This window comes from Zeimonas arvi, from assembly GCF_008039575.1.
In the GTDB taxonomy this organism is placed as follows: domain Bacteria; phylum Pseudomonadota; class Gammaproteobacteria; order Burkholderiales; family Burkholderiaceae_E; genus Zeimonas; species Zeimonas arvi.
This window is the reverse complement of record NZ_VDUY01000001.1, coordinates 116631-141343: the sequence shown is the minus strand read 5'-3', so window position 1 is coordinate 141343 and position 24713 is coordinate 116631. Positions and strand designations below refer to the sequence as shown.

The following is a 24713-nucleotide window of genomic DNA, read 5'->3' as shown; positions in this document are numbered from 1 at the left end:
TTCGTCAGCCCGCGGCTTGCCACGAGGTCCGGCGTCGGAACCGTTCCGCTCGCCGCCCTCGACCTGACGTTCTGCATCGGGTCAGGCCGCGCAATGGGTACGCGCGCCGGGCGGAACGCGATCAGTGCACGTGCAGCTGCGTCGTGAGCAGCGCCACGATCGCCACGCCCACCATCATCAGCGCGAACTGCACCTTCCATTCGCCGCGATGCCGCGAGTGCCTGTGCAGGTCCGGCACCAGGTCGGCCAGGGCCACGTAGATGAAGCTGGCCGCGGCCAGCACCAGCACGTAGGGCAGCAGCGCGGCCGACTCGGCCAGCACGAAATAGCCGGCCACGCCGCCGATCACGGCGGCGAGCCCGCTCAGGACGTTGAACAGCAGCGCGCGCTTGCGCGTGTAGCCGGCGTTCAGAAGCACGATGAAGTCGCCGATCTCCTGCGGTATCTCGTGAGCCGCGATGGCCAGCGTGGTGAGCCAGCCCAGCTTGAGGTCGACCATGAAGGCCGCCGCGATCAGCACGCCGTCGGCGAAGTTGTGGATCGAGTCGCCGACCAGGATCATCGCGCCGCCGGGCCCGGCTTCCTCGCGGTCGTGGCCGTCGTGGTGGGCATGCCCGTCGCCCTCGTGGTGATGGCTGTGGCGCAGCACCTCGAGCTTCTCGAGCAGGAAGAAGGCGATCACCCCGATCAGCAGCGTCCACGCCAGCGCGTGCAGGTCGGCGCCGGATTCGAAGGCTTCGGGGATCACGTGGAGGATCGAGGTGGCCAGCAGCAAGCCGGCGGAGAGACTCACCAGCTGCCGGACCAGGCCGGCGAGGACGGTGAGCGACAGCGCGGCGGCAGCGAACACGCTCGCGGCGCCGCCCAGCAGCGTGGCGGCGACGATCATTGCGAGAGTCACGAAGGAAACCCCGGGGATGCGGTCAGGTGCGCGCCGCGGGACGGCGGGCCGATTGCCGGCGCGCCGAAGCGCTGTCCATCGCGGTGAGCAAGATGCGACAGTGTAACATCAGGCATCCCCATCCGATGCTCCTCCACTCGACCAAAGAACCCACGGAGACCCGCATGACGATCGAGCTCTACACCTGGAACACCCCGAACGGCCGCAAGATCAGCGTGGCGCTGGAAGAGATGGGCCTTCCCTACCACGTGACCCCGATCGACATCACGAAGGGCGCGCAGTTCGCGCCGGAGTTCCTGAAGATCAGCCCGAACAACAAGATCCCGGCGATCGTCGATCCCGATGGCCCCGGCGGCAAGCCGGTCAGCGTGTTCGAGTCCGGCGCGATCCTGCTCTATCTGGCCGAGAAGACCGGCAAGTTCCTGCCCAGGGACCTCGGTGCCCGCATTCCGGTCTACGAGTGGCTGATGTTCCAGATGGGCGGCTTCGGTCCGATGCCGGGTCAGGTCCATCATTTCCTGGGCTTGCAGAGCGAGGAAGACCGGCGCTACGGGCTCGACCGCTACATGAAGGAGACCCGCCGGCTCTACGGCGTGATGGACCGTCGCCTCGGCGGCCGCGACTGGTTCGCCGACGAACTCTCGATCGCCGATTTCGCGATCGTCGGCTGGGTGTGGCGCCATGAGCGCCACAAGGTCGACCTGGCGGACTTCCCGAACGTGAAGCGCTGGTACGAGGCGATGATGGCGCGGCCTGGCGTGGCGCGCGGCTTCGAGGTTCCGCTCAGCTGACCGTTCCCCGGCTCGGGGCAGGTTCGTATCGCCCGGGTCGGCGGCGCGGCGGCCGGATGCCGGACGAGGGCTGCGCCCCCCGCCTGCGGCGGGGGGTTCCCGCGTCTGCCTTGTCGCCGGCGGCTCGGGCGCAACTCGCGGGCCCGGAGGGCCCGCTCGGACAGCGCCCTCGCTGATCGCCGGCTACTACGGCAGCCCGCGGCTTGCCCAAAGTCCGGCATCCGGCCGCCGCACCGCCGACCCTGGAGGTCTTCGCCCTGCGCGAGCGGGGGCGTTCGCTTCGCTCCGCCGTTGGCTGACGCGGAAGCGGAGCTGGCTCGCTTGGCGGCTCGATCGCGGTCGTCGGCGTGGCTGCGCGAGCCTGCGTCGACGCGAGCGTCAGTGCGAGGGCCGTGGAGCGCGGGCCTTGCGATGCGCCGGTCGCGTCGCGCGAACACCTTCGCGCACATCGCAACATCCAGGCCCGGCGGGGGCATCGGCATGAGCCGGGACCTTGTGCAAGCGGCGGGCTACCGAAGGAGCCGGCGATCAGCGAGGGCGCTGTCCGAGCGAGCCCGCAGGGCTCGCGAGTTGCGCCCGAGCCGCCGGCGACGAGGTAGACGCCGGAACCCCTCGCCGCAGGCGAGGGGCGCAGCACCGGTCCCGGCTCATGCCGATGCCCCGGCCGGGTCGGGCATACCCGAAAAGACGAGGGAGTGACCGCGAAGCGTCAGCACAGCCGCGCCAGCAGCGCCTCGAAGCGCTCCGCCGAGCGCACCGTGTTGTCGTAACGGATCAGCGCCGGGTACTCGGCCGGATCCGGATCGAAGCGCCGCACCCGATATTCGTCCCAGTGCTCGAGCTTGTACCGGTCGCGGTGGTCGCCGCGGGCCACGATCCTGCGCTTCGCCTCGGCCTCCTCGAGCGCCACCCAGACCACGCGGATCGGGCTGCCGGCTGGCGTGCCGAGCGCGGCGGCATCGAACATCCGGCGGCTCTTCACTTCGCGCGAGAAGGGCCCCACCAGCACCACGTTGACCCCGAGCTCCAGATTCTCGCGGGCGATGTCGAGCAGGCCCGAGTACTCCTGGTCGCGCAGGTGCTCGAGGTAGGTCGGGCTGTCGCGGTCGTCGGGATCGCCGGTCAGCAGGCCCATGACCTTCGAGCTGAATGCGCCGTAGACGGTGTCCTTGTCGAGCACGCAGAAGCTCTCGCCGGTCATCGCGTGCAGACGCGGCACGGCCATGCGGGCGAGCGTGGTCTTGCCGGTGCCCGCGTGGCCGGCGAAGACGATCAGCCTCGGCGTGCCGCCTGCCACGGCTGCGGGCCGCTCAGGGCTCGGATCCGGTGGCCATCGGCCGCGCCGGGTCGGCGCACCATTCGCTCCACGAGCCGGGGTAGAGGGACGAGCCGGCCAGTCCGGCGAGTTCCATGGCGAGCAGGTTGTGACAGCCGGTCACGCCCGATCCGCATTGGTGGACCACCTGCCGCGGCGAGCGCTCGCCCAGCAGCGCCGCGAATTCCTGGCGCAGCACCTCGGCCGGCTTGAAGCGGCCATCCGGCCTCAGGTTCTGCTGGAAGGGCCGGTTGATCGCGCCAGGAATGTGCCCGGCCACCGGATCGAGGGGCTCGGTCTCGCCGCGGTAGCGCTCCGGCGAGCGCGCGTCCACCAGCAGGCGCTCGCGCGTGTCCAGGTTGGCGAGGACCGCGGCGGCGTCGACCGCGCCGGCCAGCGAGGGGCGCTCGCTCAGCTTGCCGGGGGCGGCCGGTGGCTGGGGCGCCGCGCGGGTGACCGGAAAACCGGCATTGGCCCAGGCGGGCAGGCCGCCGTCGAGCACCGCGACCGCGCGGTGACCCAGCCAGCGTGCGAGCCACCACAGGCGCACCGCGAACATGCCGCCCTGCACGTCGTACACGACCAGTTGCTTCGCGTCGGACAGGCCGATGGCCTCGAGCCGGCGGCGCATCACCGCCCTGTCGGGCAGCGGGTGGCGGCCGTTGCGGCCGTTCTTCGGTCCGGCCAGATCAGTGTCCTGGTGCATGAACCAGGCGCGGGGGATGTGGCCCTCGGCGTAACCGCGCGGGCCCGCCGTCGGGTCCATCAGGTCGTGCCGGCAGTCGACGATCACGCAGTCGTCGAGGACGGTGGCGAGGGTTTCGGCGTCGATCAGCGTGGTGTGGATCATCGTGGCGACCTGGCCAGGGGTTCGATCGAAGGGGAGGCGGGGCGGGCAGCCGTCTGCGGCGCCAGCGAGGCGCCGACGCCGCTGGCCACGATCAGCGCGATGCCGGCCAGTTCCGGCAGGTCGTGCGACTCGCCGAACAGGATCCAGCCGGCCATCGTGGCGAAGACCACACCGCTGTACTGCAGGTTCGCGGCGAGCAGGGTGCGACCGCGTCCGAACGCGCGGGTCATGCACAGCTGGCCGATGGCCGCCAGCACGCCGATCGCGAGCAGGGCCGGCAGGTCGGCGAGCGACACCGGGCTCCAGCCGCCGAAGGCGGTGGCGGCGAGCGCCGCCAGCAGGCAGTTGACCACCGAGAACCAGAACGCGGTTCGCCACTCGGGCTCGCCGGCCCGGCCCAGCGCGCGCACCTGCAGGTAGGCGGCCGCGGTGAGCAGGGCGCCGAGCAGGCCGATCGCGAACGCGAGCTCCTGTCCCTGCCCGATGGACGGGCGCAGGATCAGCAGCACGCCGGCGAAGCTGGCCGCCATCGCGAAGTGGAGCCGCCCGCGCGAGGGCTGGCGGTCGCCTCGCCACCGGGCGGCGGCAGCCACCGCCAGCGCGATGAAGATCGGCGAGGTGTAGTTCAGCGTGAACGCGGTGCCCATCGACAGCGGGCCCAGCGTGTAGAACCAGCAGAACATCGCCAGCGTGCCGACGACCGAACGCGAAGCGTGCATCCCGAACCGGCCGCTGGCCGGCGAAATCCGGTGCCAGCGAAGGAAGGCGGCCATCAGGCCGATGCCGACCACGCCGCGCCAGAAGACCAGCTCGAAGGCGCCGAAGGAAGACGCCGCGAGCAGCTTGATCACCGCCCCCATCAGGGTGAAGGCGAGCGCCCCCGCGATCATCCAGAGCGCCTGCATCAGCGCTGCCTGTCAGTCACCGACCGCCCCGAGCTGTCGGCGCAGGAACTCGTGGAAGTGCTGCATGCCGTCTTCCATCGGGCTCTGGTAGGGGCCGGCCTGGTTCTCGCCGCGATCGAACAGCGCCCGGCGGCCTGCGTCCATGCGAAGCGCGATCTCGTCGTCCTCGACCGCGGTCTCCATGTAGGCCGCGCGTTCGGCTTCGACGAATTCGCGCTCGAACAGGACGATCTCTTCCGGATAGTAGAACTCCACGATGTTGGTCGTGTGCTGCACGCCGCGCGGGATCAGCGTGGACACGACCAGCACGTGTGGATACCACTCGACCATCACGTTCGGGAAGTAGGTCATCCAGATCGCGCCGTGCTTCGGCATCTCGCCGCGATTGAACTTCAGCAACTGCTCGTGCCAGCGCTTGTAGGCGGGCGATCCGGGCCGCTTCAGCGCGTCGGCGATGCCGACGGTCTGCACCGAGTACCAGTCGCCGAACTCCCAGCGCAGGTCCTCGCAGGTCACGAAGTGGCCCAGCCCCGGGTGGAAGGGCGCCACGTGGTAGTCCTCAAGGTAGACCTCGATGAAGGTCTTCCAGTTGTAGGCGCAATCGTGGACCTCGACGTGGTCGAGCATGTAGCCCGAGAAGTCGAACTCCTGGCGAACGCCCAGCCTGGCCAGGTCCTTCGCGACGTCGCGCGGGCCCTCGAACAGCAGGCCCTGCCAGTTCTGCAGGGGCGTGCGGCCGAGGTTCAGGCAGGGCTGCTCCTCGAAGTGCGGCGCGCCGAGCAGCTCCCCCTTCAGGTCGTAGGTCCAGCGGTGCAGCGGGCAGACGATGTTGCCGGTGTTGCCGCGGCCCTTGAGCATGATCGCCTGGCGATGGCGGCAGACGTTGGACAGCAGCTCGATTCCGGATTCGCTGCGAACGAGCACACGCCCGCCGCGTTCGGCCTCGAGCGCATGATAGTCGCCGGCCTCGGGCACCATCAGCGAGTGGCCGATGTAGCCGGGGCCCTTACGGAAGAGCGTTTCGATCTCGCGCTGGAACAGCGCCTCGTCGAAATAGGCAGAAACGGGAAGCTGCGTGCGCGAGGGGGTGAGGTACTCACGACGACCCAGATCCGACATCCTGACCCTCCAGTTCAAAAAGTCGAAGGACGGAACCAAGCCCGGCCGCAGGCTGGACGCAGGACCCGGAGACGGGATCCGGCCACGGCCGACAAAAGGCGAAAGGATACCCCGTTTGGGGAACCCGGGTAAAATCAAGCCTTTGCCGAATCGCGCGCAGGATCGTCCCCCGATGGCCCGTTCCAACAGTCCCGATGCGGGACGCACCGCCGCCGACGCTGCCGGCGGCAACCCGGATGCCTTGCCCGATGCATCCGCCACGCCAGATCGCTTCGAATCCGCGTTGAGCGAGCTCGAGGGCATCGTCCAGCAGATGGAAGGCGGATCCCTGAGTCTCGAGCAGTCGCTCGCGGCTTACCGTCGCGGTGCGGAACTCGTGGGGACTGCCCGCAAGGCGCTTGCGGAGGTCGAGCAGCAGGTTCGTATTCTGGAAGCCGACGTCCTCAGGCCCTTTGACGCCCGTCAGGACGAAGAAGCGTGAGCGAGGTTTCCGACGAGGCCGGCGCCGCCGCGGCGCCTCGCGCGCCTTCAGCGATGTCCTTCCCGGACTGGATGAGCGGCCATGCCGCCTGCATCGAGCGCGCGCTCGAGACCGCGTTGCCCGCGGCGGACGCGCACCCGGTGCCCCTGCACGATGCGATGCGTTACGCGGTGCTGGGCGGCGGCAAGCGGATCCGCCCGCTGCTGGTCCTGGCGGCCGGCGAGGCGGTCGGCGCGCCGCAGGCGGCGCTGGTCGCGGCGGGCTGCGCGGTCGAGTTGATCCACGCCTACTCGCTGGTCCACGACGACCTGCCCTGCATGGACGACGACATCCTCAGGCGGGGCCGCCCCACGGTGCACGTGGTCTGGGGCGAGGCGCTGGCGATGCTGGTCGGCGACGCGCTGCAGGCGATGGCCTTCGAGGTGCTGGCCGGCGTCGACCGCCCGGGGGCTGCCCGGATGGTGGCCGAACTGGCCGCCGCGGCCGGTTCGCGCGGCATGGCCGGCGGCCAGGCGATCGACCTGGCCGCGGTCGGCGGGCCCATGACCCAGGCCGCGCTCGAGGACATGCACCGCCGCAAGACCGGCGCGCTGCTGCGCGCCTCGGTGAGGCTGGGCGCGATGTGCGGCGACGCGCCGGCGGAGGCCTTGGCGCGCCCCGGCGCCGGCGACACGCATTCGCGTCTCGACGACGCGCGCGCGCGTCTCGACCAGTATGCCGAGGCGATCGGGCTGGCCTTCCAGGTGGTGGACGACATTCTCGACGTGGAGGGCGACGCCGCCACGCTGGGCAAGACGGCAGGCAAGGATGCCGACAGCAACAAGCCGACTTACGTGTCGGTGCTGGGGCTGGCCGAATCCAGGCGAATGGCCGCCGACCTGCATGCCTCGGCGCTGTCGGCGATCGCCCCGCTGGGCGAGGCTGGCCGCAGGCTGCGCGAGCTTGCCGACCTGATCGTTCTGAGGCGCTCATGACCGACATGTCCGACGCGAACCGCGAGACGGCGCCGCACGGCACGACCTGGCCGCTGCTGGCCGCCGTCGACGATCCTTCCATCCTGCGCGCCATGGATCGCGCGCGGCTGCCCCAGCTCGCCGCCGAGCTGCGCGACTTCGTCCTGCAGTCGGTCTCGCGCACCGGCGGCCACCTGTCGTCGAATCTCGGCACGGTCGAACTCACGATCGCGCTGCACTATGTGTTCGACACCCCGCGCGACCGCCTGATCTGGGACGTGGGCCACCAGAGCTACCCGCACAAGATCCTGACCGGCCGGCGCGAGCGCATGGCCACGCTGCGCCAGCTGGGCGGCATCTCGGGCTTCCCGAAGCGCAGCGAGAGCGAGCACGACGCCTTCGGCACCGCGCATTCGTCCACCTCGATCTCGGCCGCGCTCGGCATGGCCGTGGCCTCGCGCAACAAGGGCGAGAACGAAGGCCCGAACCGTCGCCGCCACGTGGCGGTGATCGGCGACGGCGCGATGTCTGCCGGCATGGCCTTCGAGGCGCTCAACAACGCCGGCGTCACGCCGGACATCGACCTGCTCGTGATCCTCAACGACAACGACATGTCGATTTCGCCGCCAGTGGGGGCGCTCAACCGCTACCTGGCCCGGCTTCTCTCGGGGCGCTTCTACTCCAAGGCCCGCGACCTGGGCCGCGCGGTGCTGCAGAACGTGCCGCCGCTCTTCGAGCTCGCCAAGCGCCTCGAGGAGCATGCCAAGGGCATGGTGGTGCCGGGCACGCTGTTCGAGGAGTTCGGCTTCAACTACGTGGGCCCGATCGACGGCCACGATCTCGACAGCCTGATCCCCACCTTGCAGAACCTGCGCGAGCTGCGCGGCCCCCAGTTCCTGCACGTCGTGACCCGCAAGGGACAGGGCTACAAGCTGGCCGAGGCCGACCCGGTGCTCTATCACGGCCCGGGCCGTTTCGATCCGGGGCAGGGCATCGTCAAGTCGACCAAGCCCTCGCGGCCCACCTACACGCAAGTGTTCTCGGACTGGGTCTGCGACATGGCCGAGGCCGACGAGCGGCTGGTGGCCATCACGCCGGCCATGCGCGAGGGCTCGGGCCTGGTGGAGTTCGAGAAGCGCTTTCCGCGGCGCTACTTCGACGTGGGCATCGCCGAGCAGCATGCGGTGACCTTTGCGGCCGGCATCGCCTGCGAGGGACTCAAGCCGGTGGTCGCGATCTACAGCACCTTCCTGCAGCGCGGCTACGACCAGCTGATCCACGACGTGGCCTTGCAGAACCTGCCGGTCATGTTCGCGCTCGACCGCGCCGGACTGGTGGGGGCCGACGGCGCCACCCACGCGGGCGCCTACGATTTCGCCTATCTGCGCTGCGTGCCCAACCTGGTGGTCTACGCGCCGTCCGACGAGAACGAGTGCCGGCAGATGCTCTACAGCGCGTTCCGGCACGACGGTCCGGCGGCGGTGCGCTACCCGCGCGGGGCGGGCGCCGGGGCGGCGGTCGAGAAGGCCTTCACCGAGATTCCGCTCGGCAAGGCCGAGGTCCGCCGGCAGGGCCGGCGGATCGCGATCCTCGCCTTCGGCACGATGCTCGCGCCGGCACTGGCCGCCGGCGAGGCGCTCGACGCCACCGTGGTCAACATGCGCTTCGTGAAGCCGGTCGATGCCGACCTGCTGGGCGAGCTGGCTGCCGCGCACGAGGCCTTCGTGACGGTGGAAGAGCATGTCGTCATGGGCGGCGCCGGCAGCGCGGTCGCCGAGGCGATGGCCGCGCGGCGCCTCGTGCTTCCGCTGCTGCAGCTGGGCCTGCCCGACCGCTTCATCGACCACGGCGAGCAGGCGCAATTGCTGCGGCTCGAGGGGCTGGACGGCGCCGGGATCGAGCGCTCGGTGCGCGAACGATTCGGGGCCTGAGCAGCCCGCGGACCTCAGGCAGCGTGGCCGAGTCCGACCGTCATGCCGCCGCACACATAGAGCACCTGGCCGGTGATGAAGCCGGAGCGCGGGTCGAGCAGCATCGCGGCACCGTGGGCAACATCGTCGGGCGTGCCCATCCGCCGCACCGGGATCGACTCGACGATCCGCCGGGTGGCCGGGGCGTCGGGCGGGTTGACCCGCTCGAACAGTTCGGTGGCGATCGGTCCGGGGCCGATCGCGTTGACCGTGATGCCGTGATGGCCGATCTCCAGCGCCAGCGTGCGGGTCAGCCCGTGCAGGCCGGCCTTGGTGATCGAATAGACGGTGCGCAGCGGCTTGCCGAGTGCCGCGCGGCTGCTGATGTTGACGATGCGCCCGTAGCCGCGCGCCTTCATGCCGGGCAGTACCGCCTGCACGCAGCGGATCGCGGCGGCGAGGTTCACCGCCACGACCGCGTCGAGGTCGTCCTCGCTGGCATCCTCGATCGTGGCGGGTCGAACGATCCCGGCATTGTTGACGAGGTCGGTCACCGGCCACTCGCGGGCCAGCGTGGCGAGCCGCTCCCTGGCGCGCGGCGCGTCCGCCACGTCGAGCTGCTCGTAGTGCTCGCCGTTCTCGAGCTGTCCGGGCGCCTGCAGGTCCAGGTTCAGCACGCGCACGCCGTCGCCGGACAGGCGTCGTACGATCGCGCGCCCGATGCCCCGGCTGCCGCCGGTCACCAGCGCAACACGCGGTGGAGTCGTCATCGTCCTTTTCCTCCAAGCAAGGCATACAGCAGGATGGCCCCGAAGGTCGCGGTACCGATCCCGCCCAGCGCGAAACCGCCGATCTTCAGGGTGAAGTCGCCGGCGCCGAGCACCAGCGTGACCGCGGCCACGATCAGGTTTCGGTTGTCGGTGAAGTCGACCTTGTTGTCGACCCAGATCTTGGCGCCGGCCACCGCGATCAGGCCGAAGACCACGATCGACACGCCGCCCAGCACCGGCCCGGGAATGGTCGCGATCAGCGCGCCGAACTTCGGCGAGAAGCCCAGCACGATCGCCACCGCGGCGGCGACCACGAAGATCAGCGTGGAGTACACGCGGGTCACCGCCATCACGCCGATGTTCTCGGCATAGGTGGTCACGCCGGTGCCGCCCACTCCCCCGGAGAGCATGGTGGCCAGGCCGTCGCCCACGAAGGCGCGGCCCATGTACGGATCGAGGTTGCGGCCGGTCATCGCCGACACCGCCTTGACGTGGCCCAGGTTCTCGGCCACCAGCACGATCGCCACCGGCGCGATCAGCAGCATCGCCTTGGCCTCGAACACCGGCGCCGCGAATCTCGGCAGCCCGAACCACGCGGCGGCCGCCACGCCGGAGAAGTCCACCGGCTTGCCCAGGCCCATGCCGTTGGTGAGCACCGCGTAGATCAGGTAGGCCAGGACCAGGCCCGCCAGGATCAGCAGCTTCTGCAGCAGGCCGCGGGTGAAGACGGCCACGCCGCCCACGCACAGCACGGTGACCACCGCCATCCAGGCGTCGAAGGGCGTGGCGCTCGCGCCCTTGACCGCGATCGGCGCGAGGTTCAGGCCGATCACCGCGACCACCGCCCCGGTGACCACCGGCGGCATGAAGCGCTCGATCCATCCGGTGCCGGCGCTCATCACGATGGCGCCGATCAGCGTGTAGAGCGCGCCGCAGGCGATGATCCCGCCGAGCGCCACGCCGATGCCGGCGTTCGGGCCCGAGCCGGCGTAGCCGGTGGCCGCGATCACCACGCCGATGAAGGCGAAGCTCGAGCCCAGGTAGCTCGGCACCCGGCCGCCGACCACGAAGAAGAAGAGCAGCGTGCCGATGCCCGACATCAGGATTGCCACGTTCGGGTCGAAGCCCATCAGCAGCGGCGCCAGCACCGTGGCCCCGAACATCGCCACCACGTGCTGCAGGCCGAGCGCGACGGTCTGGGGCCAGGGCAGGCGCTCGTCGGGGGCGACGATGCCCTCGCGCTTGAGCTGCCAGGTCGGGAACAGCGATCCGCTCATCTTGTTTTCCTTTTCGGTCGATCGCCCGGGGGTGTCGCCTGCCGTCCTCGCGGGCGCGATCGGGTCGGCAGGCGCGACTATCTCAGCAGCGGGCGCATCGCCGCAAGTCCCGCCACCGGGCCGAGCGCGAGCAGGGGCAGCACCCAGGCCAGCGGCCAGGCGGCGGCCAGCGCGGCGAAGACCGGGATCAGCAGCGCGGTCAGCGCGAAGCCGATGCTGTTGACCAGCGTGAGCACGCTGCCCACCAGCTCGCGCGGCGCCGCGCTGGCGGTCAGCGCGCTGAACTGCGGCGAGTCGCCGACGACCGCGACGCCCCAGACGGCGAGCCAGACCACGAAGACCGTGTCCGGCGCCTGCAGCATCGCCGGTGCGATCAGGCAGCACAGGCCGCTGGTCGCGAGCTGGATGGCGGCCACGCGTGCGCTGCCGTGGCGGTTCGCGAGCAGGCCGCCGACCGCGCAGCCGAGGAAGCCGGCCGCGATGATCCCGAAGGCGGCGGCCGACACCGCGGCGCCGGCCAGCCGCGTGGCGACGATCGCGGGGACCAGGGTCCAGAAGCTGTACAGCTCCCACATGTGGCCGAAGTAGCCGAAGGCCGGCGCGCGCACCGCCGGGTCGCGCCAGATCAGCGCCAGCGTTCGCGGGTTGATCGCCGGGCTGCGGCGCAGGTGCGGGCCGTCGGGCACCGCGGCGTTCAGCAGCAGGCCGCCTGCGGCGGCGATTGCCGACACTGCCAGGATAACGCCCTGCCAGGGCAGCTCGGCGCCGAGCGCGCGCAGCCCATGGGGCAGGGCGGTGCCGAGCACCAGTGCGCCGACCAGGAAGCCCAGTGCGCCGCCCAGCCCGCGTTCGTACCAGCCCGCCGCGATCTTCATGCCCACCGGATAGATGCCGGCCAGGAAGAAGCCGGTGGCGAAGCGGATCGCCAGCAGCGGCGCCAGCCGCTCGGGCACGAGCAGGGCGGCCGCGTTGAACAGCGCGCCGGCCAGCGCGCAGAGGAGGAAGACTCGCCGCGGCGAGAAGCGATCGGCGACGGTGAGCAGGGCGAAGGCCAGCGTGCCGGCCACGAAGCCGGCCTGCACCGCCGCGGTGAGCCAGCCCAGCGCGACCTCGGGCAGCCCCCAGTCGCGCTGCAGGTCGGCCATCACCCCGTTCGTCGCGAACCAGAGCGAGGAGCCGGCCAGCTGCGCGACCGCGATCGCCGGCAGGATGTGACGCGGCCGCGTCTCGGTCACGGGATGGGGCCCTGGGCGGGGCGGTCGGCGCCGCATCTAGTCGCGGAAGTTCTGGAAGGCGAGCGGCACGTCGGTGATGTCCTTCTTCAGCAAGGCGATGGCCGTCTGCAGGTCGTCGCGCTTTGCCCCGGTGACGCGCACCGCGTCGCCCTGGATGCTGGCCTGCACCTTCAGCTTGCTGTCCTTGATGAGACGCACGATCTTCTTGGCGTGCTCGGACGACACGCCGTGGCGCACGGTGATCGTCTGCTTCATCTTGTCGCCGCCGATCTTCTGCGGATCGCCGAAGTCCAGGAAGCGGACGTCGACGCCGCGCTTGGCCGCCTTGCCGAGCAGCACCTCGCGCACCTGGCCGAGCTTGAACTCGTCGTCGGCGAAGGCGGTGAGCTCACGCTCCTTCTGCTCGATGCGGGCGTCGGAGCCCTTGAAGTCGAAGCGGGTGGAGATCTCCTTGTTGGCCTGGTCGATCGCGTTGCGGACCTCGACGGCATCGGCTTCGGAGACTACGTCGAACGAGGGCATGGATGGTTTCCTCCGTGGTCAGAATTTCTTCTCGAAGAACATCGCGCGGCCCATCGCCGGGTCGAGCGCGTAGGGCGCGAAGCCCGCTTCGCGGTAGGCGGCGATCGCGCCACGGTTGCCCTCGAGCACCTCGAGGGTGAGTTTGCAGCAGCCGCGCGCGCGCGCGCCGGCCTCGGCGGCCGCGAGCAAGGCGCGGCCGATGCCGCGGCGGCGAAACGGCGCGGACACGACGATGTCGTGGATGTTGAGCAGCGGCTGCCCGCGAAAGGTCGACACGCCCAGGAATCCGTTGAGCAAGCCCGCCGGGGTGTCGTCGACGAAGGCGAGCCAGCCGGCGTAGCAGCGGCTGGCCTGCAGCACCTCGGGCAGGCGTGCGAGCACCTCGGCCGCGAGCGCCTGGCTGCCGCCCTCGGGGCCGCGCGCGTACTCGTCGAGCAGGACGCGCAGGGCGGACTGGTGAAGCAGGTTGTCGAGATCGACCTCGACGAGGCGGGCGGCGTCGTGCATGTCCGGCATTGTAGAGCCGGGCGTGGCAATCGACCCGGCCGCCGCGCCGCGCCGCCGCGCGGCCTGGTCAGCGCCGCGCCTCGAGCGCCTCCCAGCGCTCCAGCGCGTCGAGCAGCTCGGCCTCGATGGTCTCGAAGCGCTCGCGCATCGCGCGCACCGCGTCGCCGCCCCGCTGGTAGCTGGCCGGATCGGCGAGCTGGGCTTCGAGCGCCTTCTGCTCGGCCTCGAGCGCCTCGATGCGGCCGGGCAGGGACTCCAGCTCGCGCTGCTCGCGGTAGCTGAGCTTGGCGGCGCGCGCGGTCCGCGGGGCGGCGCCTGCGCCGGCCGGTCCATCCTCGCCCCCGTCCGGGGCGCCGGCGCCGCGCGCCGTGCCGGTGGCTCGCGCCGCGCTCGCGGCTGCCTGGGCTGCGGCCTGGGCGGCATCGGCCGCCTCGCGCCCGCGCGCCGCTTCCACGTCGGCCCAGCCGCCGGCGTATTCGCGCCAGCGGCCCTCGCCGAGCGAGACGATCGATTGCGTGACCACGTTGTCGAGGAAGGCCCGGTCGTGGCTGACGATGAGCAGCGTGCCGGGATAGTCGGCCAGCAGCTCCTCGAGCAGCTCGAGCGTCTCGATGTCCAGGTCGTTGGTGGGCTCGTCGAGCACCAGCAGGTTGGCCGGCCGCGCGAACAGGCGCGCCAGCAGCAGCCGGTTGCGCTCGCCGCCCGACAGGCTCTTGACCGGCGAGCGCGCGCGCTCCGGGGCGAACAGGAAGCGCCCCAGGTATCCGGTCACGTGCAGCCGCTTGCCCTCGATCTCGACCCACTCGGAGCCGGGGCTGATCGTGTCGGCCAGCGTGGCCTCGTCGTCGAGCCGCTCGCGCAGCTGGTCGAAGTAGGCGAGCTGCAGGTTGGTGCCGCGGCGCACGGTGCCCGAGTCCGGTGCGATCTCGCCCAGGATCAGCTTGAGCAGCGTGGTCTTGCCCGAGCCGTTGGGGCCGATCAGGCCGACCCGGTCGCCGCGCTGGATGATCGTGGAGAAGTCGCGCACCACGGTGCGGCCGTCCCAGGCCTTGGACACTCCGGCCAGCTCCGCGACCAGCTTGCCCGAGCGCTCGCCCGAGTCGAGCGCGAGCGTGACCTGGCCCAGCCGATCACGGCGCGCTGCCCGCTCGCGGCGCAGCGCCTCGAGCCTGCGCACCCGGCCCTCGTCGCGCGTGCGGCGAGCCTGCACGCCCTTGCGGATCCAGACTTCCTCCTGCGCGAGGAACTTGTCGAACTTCGCGTCGATCACCGCTTCCTGCGCGAGCTCGTCGGCCTTGCGCTGCTGCCAGGCCGAGTAGTTGCCCGGGTAGGAGCGAAGCTTGCCGCGATCGAGCTCGACGACCCGCGTGGCGATGCGGTCGAGGAAGCGGCGATCGTGCGTGATCACCATGACCGCGCCCGGGTGCGCGAGCAGCAGGTCCTCGAGCCAGGCGATCGACTCGATGTCGAGGTGGTTGGTCGGCTCGTCGAGCAGCAGCAGGTCGGGCTCCGCGACCAGCGCGCGGGCCAGCGCCACCCGCTTGCGCACGCCGCCCGACAGCGCATCGACGGCCAGCGCGCCGTCGAGCCCGAGCCGGCTCAGGACCCGGTCGATCCGGTGCGACAGGGCCCAGGCATCGGCCGCGTCGAGCTCGGTCTGCAGTGCCGACATGCGCGCGAGCACGGTGTCGTCGTCGTGCGCCAGCGCGGCGCTGAGCCGCTGGTACTCGGCGAGCTTCGCCGCGTCGGCCGCCAGGCCGCCGGCGACCGCTTCGTAGATGGAGTGGCCGGGCTCGAAGGCCGGTTCCTGCGGCACCCAGGCCACCGAGATGCCGGCCTGGCGGACGATCTCGCCGTCGTCGAGCTGCGAGACGCCGGCGATCGCGCGCAGCAGGGAAGACTTGCCGCTGCCGTTGCGGCCGATCAGCGCGACCCGCTCGCCGGCATCGATCGAGAAATCGACGCCATCGAGCAGGGCAACATGGCCGAAGGCGAGGTGCGCGCCGGCGACGGTGACGAGCGGCATCGTCGCGGCGCGCGCCCGTCAGCCGCGCTTGCGCGCGGCCGGCTTGGCCGCGGCGCGCGGCGCCTTGGCGGACGCGCCCGCGCCGCGCTTGCCGGCGGCGATGCGCATGCGCAGCGCATTCAGCTTGATGAAGCCGCCCGCGTCGGCCTGGTCGTAGGCGCCCGCGTCGTCCTCGAAGGTCGAGATCCGCATGTCGAACAGCGAATTGGCCGACTTGCGCGAGACGACGATGACGTTGCCCTTGTACAGCCGCACGACCACGGTGCCGCTCACCGGCTCCTGCGTGTGGTCGATCAGCACCTGCAGCGCGCGGCGCTCTGGCGACCACCAGTAGCCGTTGTAGATCATGCTGGCGTAGCGCGGCATCAGGTCGTCCTTCAGGTGCGCGACCTCGCGGTCGAGCGTGAGGGACTCGATCGCGCGATGCGCGCGCAGCAGGACCGTGCCGCCGGGGGTCTCGTAGCAGCCGCGCGACTTCATGCCGACGTAGCGGTTCTCGACCAGATCGAGACGGCCGACGCCGTGCTTGCCGCCCAGGCGGTTCAGCTCGGCGAGCAGCTCGTGCGCCTTCATCTTCTGGCCGTTGATCGCGACCAGGTCGCCGCGGACGAACTCGAGCTCGACGTCCTCGGGCTTGTTCGGCGCCTTCTCGACCGGCACCGTCAGGCGCCACATGCCCTTGGCCGGCGGCTCGGCGGCCGGGTCCTCGAGGATGCCGCCTTCGTAGGAGATGTGCAGCAGGTTGGCGTCCATCGAGAAGGGCGCGCCGCCCTTGCGCTTCTTGAAGTCCACCGGGATGCCGTGCTTGTCGGCATAGGCCAGCAGCTTCTCGCGCGAGAGCAGGTCCCACTCGCGCCAGGGAGCGATGACCTTCACGTTGGGCATCAGCGCGTAGGCGCCGAGCTCGAAGCGGACCTGGTCGTTGCCCTTGCCGGTGGCGCCGTGCGAGATCGCGTCGGCCTTCTCGCGCTGCGCGATCTCGACCAGGCGCTTGGCGATCAGCGGTCGCGCGATCGAGGTGCCCAGCAGGTACTCGCCCTCGTAGACCGTGTTGGCGCGGAACATCGGGAACACGAAGTCGCGGACGAACTCTTCGCGCAGGTCCTCGATGTAGATCTTCTCGACGCCGAACATCTTCGCCTTCGCTCGCGCCGGCTCGAGCTCCTCGCCCTGGCCGATGTCGGCGGTGAAGGTGATGACCTCGCAGCCGTAGGTGTCCTGAAGCCACTTCAGGATGACCGAGGTATCCAGCCCGCCGGAGTAGGCGAGCACGACTTTGCGGATGTCGCTCATTTGGCGCCCTAATGATGTGTGAAGGAGTGCGGCCCGGGGTCGGGCGAACGAGCCCGGGTTCGGGCGAACTAAACCCTCAATTATAGACGGCGCGCTCGTGTTGGCGCGGGGCGCGGGAGGGCAGGCGGCGGTTTGCGCGGGCGGGCGCGCTGTCCGCTTCGCGGAAACGCTTGGTCGCGCGGACGCTCAGCCCCGTCGCGGAACGCAACTCGGCCCGCCTGCGGCGGTCCTCAGACAGCGTTCCGCTCGCGCTGCGCGCGCCGGGTCTTCGCTGCGCTCCCGCGCCAGCGCACACGCCCGCGCAAACCGCCGCCTGCCCTCCCGCGCCGGCAAGGTCGTGGCGCGCCGCTGAACTTGTCTTGGCTTCGTTCGCCCGACCCCGGGGCCGCACGAGTGGAGGCTGGCCGTTGGGGCCGGTGCCTTCGATGTGCCGTCGTTAAGGTAGTCGTCGCAGTCGCGGGGGCACGCGCGCTAAAGGGACGCGTGCGCTGAACTAACCGGCCGTGCGCAGCACGGCGCGCGGAGCGCGCCAGGTCCGTGCCAAAGTGTTGCGACCCGAGGGCGCTCGAGGTGGGGCCTACTTTCGGGCCCCTGTGCGCTGGCGCGGGAGCGCAGCGAAGACCTGGCGCGCGAAGCGCGAGCGGAACGCTGTCTGAGCCCGCCGAAGGCGGGCGAGTTGCGTTCCGCGGCCGGGGCTGAGCGTCCGCGCGACCAAGCGTTTCGCCGAAGGCGACAGCGCGCCGGGGCCCGAAAGTAGGCCCCACCTCGAACGCCCGGCGCACCGCATCACACGAGCCCGCGCCTGGCTGCCTCCAGCGCCGCCTCCGCCCGCGACGAGATGTTCAGCTTCCGGTACAGCGTCTTCACGTACCCCGCCACCGTGTGCTCGGTGAGCCCCAGCACCCGCGCCGCCTCGGCCACCCGCAGTCCGCGTCCGATGTAGGACAGGACCTCTGTCTCGCGCGGGCTCAGCGTGATGGCCTCCATCGCGGCGTCGCTGCCGGCGGCTGCCTGCTGCGCGAGCGGCGGGTCGCCACTGGCGCGGAATGGCGCCGCGCCAGCCTGTGCCGCCGCTTCGCCGCCGGGCAGGGCGCCCCGCTCGCGGAAGTGGGCGAGCATCCTGCGCGAGATCGATGGCGACAGTGGCGGCATGCCTTCGCCGATCAGGCGCAAGTGCCGGGCCAGCGCCTCGGGCTCCTGCTCCTTCAGCAGGTAGCCCTGCGCGCCCGCGGCGATCGCGGGGAACAGGTGTGCGTCGTCGTCGTAGATCGTGGCCACGATCGTCTGCACCTGCGGGAGCCGGTCCGCGATCTCCCGGACCAGGTCGACACCAGAGCCATCGGGCAGGCCCAGGTCGATCAGCGCCATCCGCAACCGGGCCGCGGCCTGCGTGTCCTCGCCCAGCGCGCCCAGCCATTCGCGTGCCTCGGCCAGCGTGCCGGCGCAGCCGACCTCGATCTCGCCGAAGGCGTGGCGCAGGGCGTCGGCGAGCCAGTCTCGGACTTCGGGCAGGTCCTCGACGACGAGCGCGAGGGGGCTTGCGCTGCTCATGGCCGGCCTCCGGCGGTCGCGATCGGCACTTCGATCTCCACGAGGGTGCCGGGCGCGGCGTCGCGCACCGACACGCTGCCCTGCAGTTCGTCGATCCGGCGGCGCAGGTTGCGCAGGCCGAAGCTGCCGTCGCCTTGCGCTTCGACGCCGCCGACGCCGTTGTCGCGGATCCGGCTGACCAGCCGGCCATCCTTCAGTTCGATGGACACCGCGAGGCGGTCGGCCTGCGAGTGGCGGAGGACGTTCGAGACGAGTTCGCGGTGCATCGAGCTCAGGTTCTTGCAGATCCGGTAGTCCACCCGCAGGCCGTCGACCCCGTCGGTGAGCGGCCAGTCGAGCTCGATGCCCGAGGTGTCGAGCCGCGATGCGGTCTCGTGCCTCAGGCTGGCGATGCAGGCGCCCAGGTCCTCGCTCTCGGAACTGAGCCCGGCCACGACCGTGCGCATCTCGGCGATCGCCTCGCGGATCGTGCGACGCGTCGATTCGAGGTCGGGCCGCTTCAGGCTGGCAAGCAGACGTGCGCCCAGGTCGTCGTGCAGGTCGCGCGCCAGGCGCAGCCTTTCCTCGGCGACCCCGCGCTCGTAGGCGTCGCGGCTCGCGTCGGCGTGCCGCATCAGCGCAACGACCTGGCCGGCGAGCTTCGCCTGCTCGACGCCGAAGAGCTGCCGCCCCTGCCAGGGGTAGCGTACCAGCAGCGCCGGCGACGCGGCCACCGGCGGCAGGCGCATGGCGAGGCCATCGCTCAGGATGGCAGGCGCGTCGGATGACGCGGCGTCGGCCTGAGCCGCCTTTGCGCGGCCAGCCGGCTGGCCCGGGCCGATCGTCTCGACCTCGAGCGGGTCGAACATCCGTTGCACCAGCGCTCGCCAGGCCTGCGCGCGTTCGTCGGGCGACGAGGTGAACGCGACCTGCATCACCGCCTGGAAGAGTTCGTCGTCGGCAAGGCGCCTGCGATCGACCATCCGCTTCCAGAGGTGGTTGCGCACGGGCAGGTAGAGCAGGCCGACGATCAGCACGGCGACGCCCAGCGACGGGGCCGGCGCCAGACGCAGGCTGAGCACCAACATCGCGTCGAGCGCGAGCAGCGCCAGCGCGCCGCCTATCCAGAGCAGGACGCGGAAGGCCCACCGGTCGAGCTCGAACAGTCGGTAACGGCGCAGGCCCAGCGCGGTGCCGACGTAGATGATCAGGAAGAAGCCGAAGGCGTAGGCCTGGTCGAGCGGCGGCAACCAGCCGAACAGCTTGGAGAGCACGATGGTGATGACGAACAGCCAGCAGCCCAGCGTGGCCGAAAGGCTCATCCAGCGCAGCGCGCCCCGCGCGCGCGGGTCGCTGCGCGTGAGCCGCCACTGCGTCGCGGCGCAGGCGAAGGCGATGACGACCATCAGCAGGATCGGCGCGCGGATGCCCCAGTGCTGGTCCGGGGCGAGCTGGAGCAGGTCCGCGGCCAGCCAGGGCACGAACACCGCCGGGATCAGCAGCAGCGTGCGCGGCGCCACGATGCGCTTCGGATAGCAGAGGAACATCGCGATCAGCGCCATGCCGAAGCCCAGCGAGCCCGTGTGGTTGAGCCCGGACAGCAGCCGGAAGGCGCCGCCGTCGAGCGCCAGCTCGCGGCTGCTGTAGACCGCGGCGCTGGCGACCGACACGAGGAACAGGGCGCCGGTGAGCGCGAACATCCGCGCCCCCCAGTTGGTGGGTCGCAGCACCCACACCCAGGCGCCGATCAGCAGGCTGGCCAGTCCGCAAGCCAGCTGGAACCAGAAGGAGGGCGGAAGGTCGGCGATCGGCCTGCTCTCGGCAGGCGGGAGCAGAACCTCCGACGTGGCCCCGCCGGCGTCCGCGACGGTCAGCGCCACGGGCGCGCCGGACAACTGCTGGTGCAGCGCGGACTGGCGGGCGAAGAAGCGCTGCATCCGCTCGTAGTAGCGGAAGAAATCGGGCTCCTCGATCAGGTCGTCTGCCTCGAGCGCGATCGGGCCCACCGATCTCAGCGCCGCCCCGGGCGCCAGCGACGCGGCCGGCCCATCCGGCGACACGGCCTCGACGACCGGGCCGCCGGAGCCGAGCACGAGCCTCAGGCCGAGCCAGGGCTGCTGCGTGCTCCAGAAGACCGCGGCCACGCAGACGAGCAGGCCAGCGAGAGCAACGCACAGAAGCTTGGCGCCCGGCGAAGCGCGCGGGCTCGATGTCCTCATCCGGTCACAGGCTCCCGACGGCCCCGTCGGGCCGCCTGTGGTGGTGTCGGACCCATTATCGGCCGCGATCAGATGAAGGTCACGTTCACGGCGTCGCCGCGGGCCCGCGAGACTGAAGGGCGCCGACCCGAACCCCGAGCAGCCGCAGCCGCCGGCTGGGCGGCACCCGCTTCAGGCAGTCGAAGGCCGCCCGCCGGATCGCGCGCTCGTCGTCCACCGCTTCGGCCAGCGTCAGCTCGCGGCTCACGATCCGGAAGTCGTCGTAGCGCGCCTTCACGCCCACGCTGCGCCCGGCGTAGCCGCGCCGCTGCAGGTCGGCAGCCACCTGGCGGCACAGCCGCGCCAGCATCGCCGCCAGCGCCTGGAAGTCGCGCGCCGGATGCAGGTCGCGCTCGAAGGTGGTCTCGCGACTCATGGACCGGGGCTCGCTCTCGAGCATCAGCGCGCGGTCGTCGTTGCCATGCGCCGCGTCGTGCAGCCAGGCGCCGTAGCTCCTGCCGAACCGGGCGACCAGGAAATCGCGCGGCGCGGCCGCCAGCTGGCCGATCGTGCGGATGCCCAGTTCCTCGAGGCGGGCGTCGGCCTTCGGACCGATGCCGTTGATCCGCTTGACCGGCAGCGGCCAGATCCGTTCCTGCAGGTCGAGCTCGTCGAGCACGGTGATGCCGTTCGGCTTGTCCAGTTCCGACGCGATCTTTGCCAGCAGCTTGTTGGGCGCCACGCCGATCGAGCAGGTCAGGCCGGTGGCCTCGAAGACGCGGCGCTGGATGTCGCGCGCGATCGACAGACCGCCGTCGATCCGTACGCCGATCAGGTCGCTGAAGTCGATGTAGACCTCGTCGATGCCGCGGTCCTCGATCCGGACGGTCACTTCGGCGATCGCGGCCTTGAATCGCCGCGACCAGAGGCGGTACTCGGGGAAATCCACCGGCAGGAACACGCAGGCCGGGCACAGCTCGGCGGCGCGGCGCAGCGCCATGCCCGAGCGGATCCCGAAGGCACGAGCCTCGTAGGTGGCGGTGGTGACCACCCCACGGCTGTTCGGGTCGCCGTGGCCGCCGATGGCCACCGGGCGGCCGCGCAGCTCCGGACGGCGCAACAGCTCCACCGACGCGTAGAAAGCGTCCATGTCCAGATGGGCGATCCGGCGCCAGGCCGGCGCCGAGGGGCGGGTTTCCACTAAGCGGACAGGGGCAGCTCGATGAAGAAGGTGGAGCCGCGGCCTGGCTCGCTTCTCAGGCCGGCCTGGCCGCCGTGCAGCTCGGCCACGCGCTTGACGATCGCCAGTCCCAGGCCGCTGGCGCCACGTTGGTCGCGCGCGCGGCTGGTCTGGAAGAAGCGGTCGAAGACCTTCGGCTGGTCCTCCGGCAGCACGCCGGGCCCGGTGTCCACCACCTCGACCCGCACCCCGGCCTTCTCCGGCCGCACCTTGACGGTGACCCGGCCGCCGGCCGGCGTGACCCGCAGCGCGTTGTCGAGCAGGTTCGAGAGCGCACGCTCGACCAGCGCCGCGTCGACACGCGTGAGCGGCAGGCCGTCGGGGTAGTCGACCGACAGCGTCACGCCGGCGCCCTGGGCGCTGGCGGCGAATCGCTGGACCACGTCGTCGGCCAGCTCGCCGATCGCGATCGGTTCGGGCTGCGCCTTGAAGTCGGGGTTGTCCAGGCGGGCCAGTTCGGCCAGCGCCTCGGTGAGGCGGCGTAGGTGCTGCGCGTTTTGCAGCGCGCGCTCGAGCATCTCGCGGCGAGCGGGGTCGGACAGCGCCTCGCCCTTGAGCCGGATGGTCTCCAGCTGGCCGATCAGCGCGGTGAGCGGCGTGCGCAGGTCGTGCGACACGCTGGCCACCATCTCGCGGCGTCGGGCGTCGGTGGTCTGCACCCGCTCCGTCTCGAGCTTGAGCCGTTCGAAGGCATCGCGGAAGGTGCGGCTGAGCCGGCCGATCTCGTCGTCGCGATCCAGGTCGGGGAAGCTGCTCTCGCAGAGCTCGTCACAGAAGCCCGCCCGGCGCACCTGCTCGGTGGCCCGGGTGAGCGCGGTGAGCGGCCGCGTGAGCAGCGCGATCATCGCGATCGTGAGCAGCACGCCGATGGCGATCGTCATCAGGGCCACCTTGGCCGTGGTGCGGATCGCGTAGCTGCGCAGCATCTCGGGCATCTGCTCGCCCAGGCTGGCCTGGCGCGGCACCACGAAGAGCCAGCCCATCGTCCGGCCGTCCTGCACCACCGGGCGGGCGGCCACCATGCACACGTCGCCCTGCCGGTCGGGGTCGGTGGTGTGGACCGGCTGGCGGGGATCGCCCCCCTGCGCCTCGCGCACCGGATCGAGATCCACCCGGAACTCGCCCCAGAACTGCCGCGGCTCGCCGGCGCTGGCCAGCACCCGGCCGTTCTGGTCGATCAGGTACAGACCCGTGTTGGGCGAGTAGAGCGTGTACTGCCTGAGCTGCTGGCCGAACGAGGCCGGGTCCGCCTCGTAGTCGCGCCACAGGTTGGGGTGCGCCTCGAGGATGCGCTCGGCGAAGCTGCTCGACTTGTCGTAGATCCAGTCGTTGTAGTACTCGCGCACCGACGCGTACATGATCGTGGCCAGCATGGTGGCCATGAGCAGGCCGAAGCCCACGATCAGCAGCAGCACCCGGGTGCGCAGCGATTTCATCGCGCGCGCTCGTCGGTGAAGCGGTAGCCCACGCCGCGCACGGTGAGCACGTAGCGCGGATTGGCCGGGTCGATCTCGATCTTCGAGCGCAGCCGGTTGATGTGCGTGTTGACGTTGTGCTCGTAGCCCTCGAAGGAGGTGCCCCAGACCGCGTCGAGCAGCTGCATCCGGGTGAAGGCCCGCCCGGGGTTGCGCGCGAAGTGGGCGAGCAGGTCGAACTCGCGGGCGGTCAGCGCCACCGGCCGGCCGTTGATCCGGACCTCGCGGCTCACGCAGTCGATGACCAGCTCGCCGACGTCGATCCGTTCGTCGATGTCGGGCGCAGCGCCGGCCGGCGCCTGCATCTCGATTCGGCGAAGCATCGCCTTGACCCGGGCCTGCAGTTCGGGAATCGAGAAGGGTTTCGTCAGGTAATCGTCAGCTCCGAGCTCCAGGCCCAGCACCCGATCGATCTCGGTGGAACGGGCGGTCAGCATCAGCACCGGGGTGGTGACCCGCTCCATGCGCAGCGCGCGAACGATGTCCAGGCCGTCGCGGCCCGGCAGCATGACGTCCAGCACGATCAGGTCGTGCCGGCCCGACCGGGCCGCGTCGTAGCCGCCCGGGCCGTCGTGGACGCAGTCCACGCGGTGGCCGAGATCGCGCAGGTGCATCGCGATCAGGTCGGCGATGTCACGCTGGTCTTCAACGACCAGGATCTTCTTTTCCATCGAATCGAGCATAGCAAAACCCCCGGGAGCTTCGTATCCCGGGCGCTTGCCAGCTTACGGCGGGTGGCAGGGGCGGCCACGGCGCCGCTCCGTGGCCGGCATTCGTTATCAAATCGTGATCTTCCCGTGATCGGGGGGTAAGGGGCGCTGGGCAGACTTCGAAGCTCCATAGAGGAGAACAGACACATGCCCCCGACCCCGATCGAACTGGCAGACCACCGCGGCGCGATGCTGCGATTCGCCCGCCGGAAGATCCGCGACGAGAATCTGGCCGAAGACGCCGTCCAGGATGCCCTGGCCGCGGCGCTCGCAAGCCGTGAGTCGTTCCAGGGGCAGTCGGCCTTGCGCACCTGGCTGATCGGCATCCTGAACCACAAGATCCAGGATACCTTCCGGCGAGAAGGGCGCTACGTGTCGCTGGGCGGCGGCGCCGACAGCGACGACGACTCCGATCGCGAGCTCGAGCGGCTGGCCTGGGAGCAGGACGACGACTACCACGACCCGCTGCGCCAGGTGGCCCGGAACCGGCTCGGCGAGGCCCTGCACAGCGAGATCGAGGCCTTGCCGCGCACGCTGAAGGACGTCTTCGTCATGCAGGTGCTCGAGGGCGCCGATACCGCCGAGGTCTGCCGCGAGCTGGAGATCACCGAGGCGAACTGCTGGGTGCGCCTGCACCGGGCCCGCAAGCGGCTCTCCGAGCGGATGAGCGCGCACCTCACCTGAGGTGGCTTGACTGACCGGTCC

General features: G+C 71.0%; 22 protein-coding genes. 5 read left to right on the top strand and 17 right to left on the bottom strand.

Annotated features, from left to right (window positions below; all coding sequences use genetic code 11):
* Nucleotides 1-121 precede the first annotated feature (121 nt).
* The gene (locus FHP08_RS00645) at nt 122-889 is read right to left on the bottom strand and encodes a ZIP family metal transporter (RefSeq protein WP_147703080.1); all 768 of its coding nucleotides are present in this window, start codon (nt 887-889) and stop codon (nt 122-124) included.
* A 176-nt stretch (nt 890-1065) separates the two neighbouring features.
* On the opposite strand from FHP08_RS00645, the gene FHP08_RS00640 reads away from it, so the two are divergent.
* Nucleotides 1066-1692 (top strand): glutathione S-transferase family protein, encoded by a 627-nt coding sequence (locus FHP08_RS00640; protein ID WP_147702381.1) that lies wholly within the window; start codon nt 1066-1068, stop codon nt 1690-1692.
* Between the two features lie 709 nt (nt 1693-2401).
* Here FHP08_RS00640 and FHP08_RS00630 read toward each other — a convergent pair.
* Genes FHP08_RS00630 through FHP08_RS00615 form a run of 4 tightly spaced genes read right to left on the bottom strand, consistent with a single transcriptional unit; the run spans nt 2402 to nt 5881 of the window.
* Entirely contained in the window at nt 2402-2989 is a 588-nt protein-coding gene (locus FHP08_RS00630) for an AAA family ATPase (protein WP_147702379.1), read from the bottom strand.
* Nucleotides 2990-3002: 13 nt separating this feature from the next.
* The gene (locus FHP08_RS00625; protein ID WP_147702378.1) at nt 3003-3857 is read right to left on the bottom strand and encodes a sulfurtransferase; all 855 of its coding nucleotides are present in this window, start codon (nt 3855-3857) and stop codon (nt 3003-3005) included.
* Complete coding sequence (locus FHP08_RS00620; protein ID WP_147702377.1) at nt 3854-4762, bottom strand: DMT family transporter; 909 nt, start codon at nt 4760-4762, stop codon at nt 3854-3856. The genes FHP08_RS00625 and FHP08_RS00620 overlap by 4 nt, the downstream gene beginning before the upstream one ends.
* A 12-nt stretch (nt 4763-4774) precedes the next feature.
* Nucleotides 4775-5881 (bottom strand): aromatic ring-hydroxylating oxygenase subunit alpha, encoded by a 1107-nt coding sequence (locus tag FHP08_RS00615; RefSeq protein ID WP_147702376.1) that lies wholly within the window; start codon nt 5879-5881, stop codon nt 4775-4777.
* Between the two features lie 172 nt (nt 5882-6053).
* Between FHP08_RS00615 and FHP08_RS00610 the strand changes: the two genes are divergently transcribed.
* Genes FHP08_RS00610 through dxs form a run of 3 tightly spaced genes read left to right on the top strand, consistent with a single transcriptional unit; the run spans nt 6054 to nt 9246 of the window.
* A complete protein-coding gene (locus tag FHP08_RS00610; RefSeq protein ID WP_147702375.1) occupies nt 6054-6362 on the top strand; it encodes an exodeoxyribonuclease VII small subunit in 309 nt (102 codons plus the stop codon).
* A 53-nt stretch (nt 6363-6415) separates the two neighbouring features.
* Complete coding sequence (locus FHP08_RS00605; protein ID WP_147703079.1) at nt 6416-7336, top strand: polyprenyl synthetase family protein; 921 nt, start codon at nt 6416-6418, stop codon at nt 7334-7336.
* Nucleotides 7333-9246 carry a 1-deoxy-D-xylulose-5-phosphate synthase gene (gene dxs, locus FHP08_RS00600; protein ID WP_407703951.1) on the top strand — a complete coding sequence of 638 codons (1914 nt, stop codon included), beginning with the start codon at nt 7333-7335 and terminating at the stop codon, nt 9244-9246. The genes FHP08_RS00605 and dxs overlap by 4 nt, the downstream gene beginning before the upstream one ends.
* A 14-nt stretch (nt 9247-9260) precedes the next feature.
* On the opposite strand, the gene FHP08_RS00595 is transcribed toward dxs, so the two are convergent.
* The 12 genes from FHP08_RS00595 to FHP08_RS00540 form a co-directional block, all read right to left on the bottom strand.
* Entirely contained in the window at nt 9261-9995 is a 735-nt protein-coding gene (locus FHP08_RS00595; protein ID WP_147702374.1) for an SDR family NAD(P)-dependent oxidoreductase, read from the bottom strand.
* Complete coding sequence (locus FHP08_RS00590; protein ID WP_147702373.1) at nt 9992-11272, bottom strand: solute carrier family 23 protein; 1281 nt, start codon at nt 11270-11272, stop codon at nt 9992-9994. The genes FHP08_RS00595 and FHP08_RS00590 overlap by 4 nt, the downstream gene beginning before the upstream one ends.
* Before the next feature lie 77 nt (nt 11273-11349).
* Entirely contained in the window at nt 11350-12507 is a 1158-nt protein-coding gene (locus tag FHP08_RS00585) for an MFS transporter (RefSeq protein WP_222707787.1), read from the bottom strand.
* Between the two features lie 36 nt (nt 12508-12543).
* On the bottom strand, nt 12544-13029 hold the full coding sequence (locus tag FHP08_RS00580; RefSeq protein WP_147702371.1) for a YajQ family cyclic di-GMP-binding protein: 486 nt from the start codon (nt 13027-13029) through the stop codon (nt 12544-12546).
* Nucleotides 13030-13047: 18 nt separating this feature from the next.
* A complete protein-coding gene (locus FHP08_RS00575) occupies nt 13048-13536 on the bottom strand; it encodes a GNAT family N-acetyltransferase (RefSeq protein WP_225878979.1) in 489 nt (162 codons plus the stop codon).
* Between the two features lie 67 nt (nt 13537-13603).
* Nucleotides 13604-15562: an ATP-binding cassette domain-containing protein gene (locus tag FHP08_RS00570; RefSeq protein ID WP_147702369.1), complete on the bottom strand. Its 1959-nt coding sequence runs from the start codon at nt 15560-15562 to the stop codon at nt 13604-13606.
* Nucleotides 15563-15580: 18 nt separating this feature from the next.
* Nucleotides 15581-16855, bottom strand: coding sequence for an argininosuccinate synthase (locus FHP08_RS00565; RefSeq protein ID WP_147702368.1), 1275 nt, complete (start codon nt 16853-16855; stop codon nt 15581-15583).
* A gap of 786 nt (nt 16856-17641) precedes the next feature.
* Nucleotides 17642-18406, bottom strand: coding sequence for a response regulator transcription factor (locus FHP08_RS00560; protein WP_147702367.1), 765 nt, complete (start codon nt 18404-18406; stop codon nt 17642-17644).
* On the bottom strand, nt 18403-20604 hold the full coding sequence (locus tag FHP08_RS00555) for a sensor histidine kinase (protein WP_147702366.1): 2202 nt from the start codon (nt 20602-20604) through the stop codon (nt 18403-18405). Before FHP08_RS00555 ends, FHP08_RS00560 begins: the two co-directional genes overlap by 4 nt.
* An 85-nt stretch (nt 20605-20689) precedes the next feature.
* Complete coding sequence (gene dinB, locus FHP08_RS00550; RefSeq protein WP_225878978.1) at nt 20690-21784, bottom strand: DNA polymerase IV; 1095 nt, start codon at nt 21782-21784, stop codon at nt 20690-20692.
* Entirely contained in the window at nt 21784-23259 is a 1476-nt protein-coding gene (locus FHP08_RS00545; RefSeq protein WP_147702364.1) for a sensor histidine kinase, read from the bottom strand. Before FHP08_RS00545 ends, dinB begins: the two co-directional genes overlap by 1 nt.
* Entirely contained in the window at nt 23256-23969 is a 714-nt protein-coding gene (locus tag FHP08_RS00540; RefSeq protein ID WP_147702363.1) for a response regulator transcription factor, read from the bottom strand. The genes FHP08_RS00545 and FHP08_RS00540 overlap by 4 nt, the downstream gene beginning before the upstream one ends.
* A 186-nt stretch (nt 23970-24155) precedes the next feature.
* Between FHP08_RS00540 and FHP08_RS00535 the strand changes: the two genes are divergently transcribed.
* Nucleotides 24156-24692: a sigma-70 family RNA polymerase sigma factor gene (locus FHP08_RS00535; protein ID WP_147702362.1), complete on the top strand. Its 537-nt coding sequence runs from the start codon at nt 24156-24158 to the stop codon at nt 24690-24692.
* The last annotated feature ends 21 nt before the right edge of the window (nt 24693-24713 follow it).

Coding starts and splice junctions, on each gene's coding strand:
- FHP08_RS00560 (WP_147702367.1), bottom strand. CDS start 18,406: ATGAGCAGCGCAAGCCCCCTCGCGCTCGTCGTCGAGGACCTGCCCGAA.
- FHP08_RS00595 (WP_147702374.1), bottom strand. CDS start 9,995: ATGACGACTCCACCGCGTGTTGCGCTGGTGACCGGCGGCAGCCGGGGC.
- FHP08_RS00615 (WP_147702376.1), bottom strand. CDS start 5,881: ATGTCGGATCTGGGTCGTCGTGAGTACCTCACCCCCTCGCGCACGCAG.
- FHP08_RS00620 (WP_147702377.1), bottom strand. CDS start 4,762: ATGCAGGCGCTCTGGATGATCGCGGGGGCGCTCGCCTTCACCCTGATG.
- FHP08_RS00565 (WP_147702368.1), bottom strand. CDS start 16,855: ATGAGCGACATCCGCAAAGTCGTGCTCGCCTACTCCGGCGGGCTGGAT.
- FHP08_RS00555 (WP_147702366.1), bottom strand. CDS start 20,604: ATGAGGACATCGAGCCCGCGCGCTTCGCCGGGCGCCAAGCTTCTGTGC.
- FHP08_RS00645 (WP_147703080.1), bottom strand. CDS start 889: ATGATCGTCGCCGCCACGCTGCTGGGCGGCGCCGCGAGCGTGTTCGCT.
- dxs (WP_407703951.1), top strand. CDS start 7,333: ATGACCGACATGTCCGACGCGAACCGCGAGACGGCGCCGCACGGCACG.
- FHP08_RS00535 (WP_147702362.1), top strand. CDS start 24,156: ATGCCCCCGACCCCGATCGAACTGGCAGACCACCGCGGCGCGATGCTG.
- FHP08_RS00540 (WP_147702363.1), bottom strand. CDS start 23,969: ATGGAAAAGAAGATCCTGGTCGTTGAAGACCAGCGTGACATCGCCGAC.
- FHP08_RS00625 (WP_147702378.1), bottom strand. CDS start 3,857: ATGATCCACACCACGCTGATCGACGCCGAAACCCTCGCCACCGTCCTC.
- FHP08_RS00590 (WP_147702373.1), bottom strand. CDS start 11,272: ATGAGCGGATCGCTGTTCCCGACCTGGCAGCTCAAGCGCGAGGGCATC.
- FHP08_RS00575 (WP_225878979.1), bottom strand. CDS start 13,536: ATGCACGACGCCGCCCGCCTCGTCGAGGTCGATCTCGACAACCTGCTT.
- FHP08_RS00545 (WP_147702364.1), bottom strand. CDS start 23,259: ATGAAATCGCTGCGCACCCGGGTGCTGCTGCTGATCGTGGGCTTCGGC.
- FHP08_RS00640 (WP_147702381.1), top strand. CDS start 1,066: ATGACGATCGAGCTCTACACCTGGAACACCCCGAACGGCCGCAAGATC.
- FHP08_RS00610 (WP_147702375.1), top strand. CDS start 6,054: ATGGCCCGTTCCAACAGTCCCGATGCGGGACGCACCGCCGCCGACGCT.
- FHP08_RS00605 (WP_147703079.1), top strand. CDS start 6,416: ATGTCCTTCCCGGACTGGATGAGCGGCCATGCCGCCTGCATCGAGCGC.
- FHP08_RS00580 (WP_147702371.1), bottom strand. CDS start 13,029: ATGCCCTCGTTCGACGTAGTCTCCGAAGCCGATGCCGTCGAGGTCCGC.
- FHP08_RS00570 (WP_147702369.1), bottom strand. CDS start 15,562: ATGCCGCTCGTCACCGTCGCCGGCGCGCACCTCGCCTTCGGCCATGTT.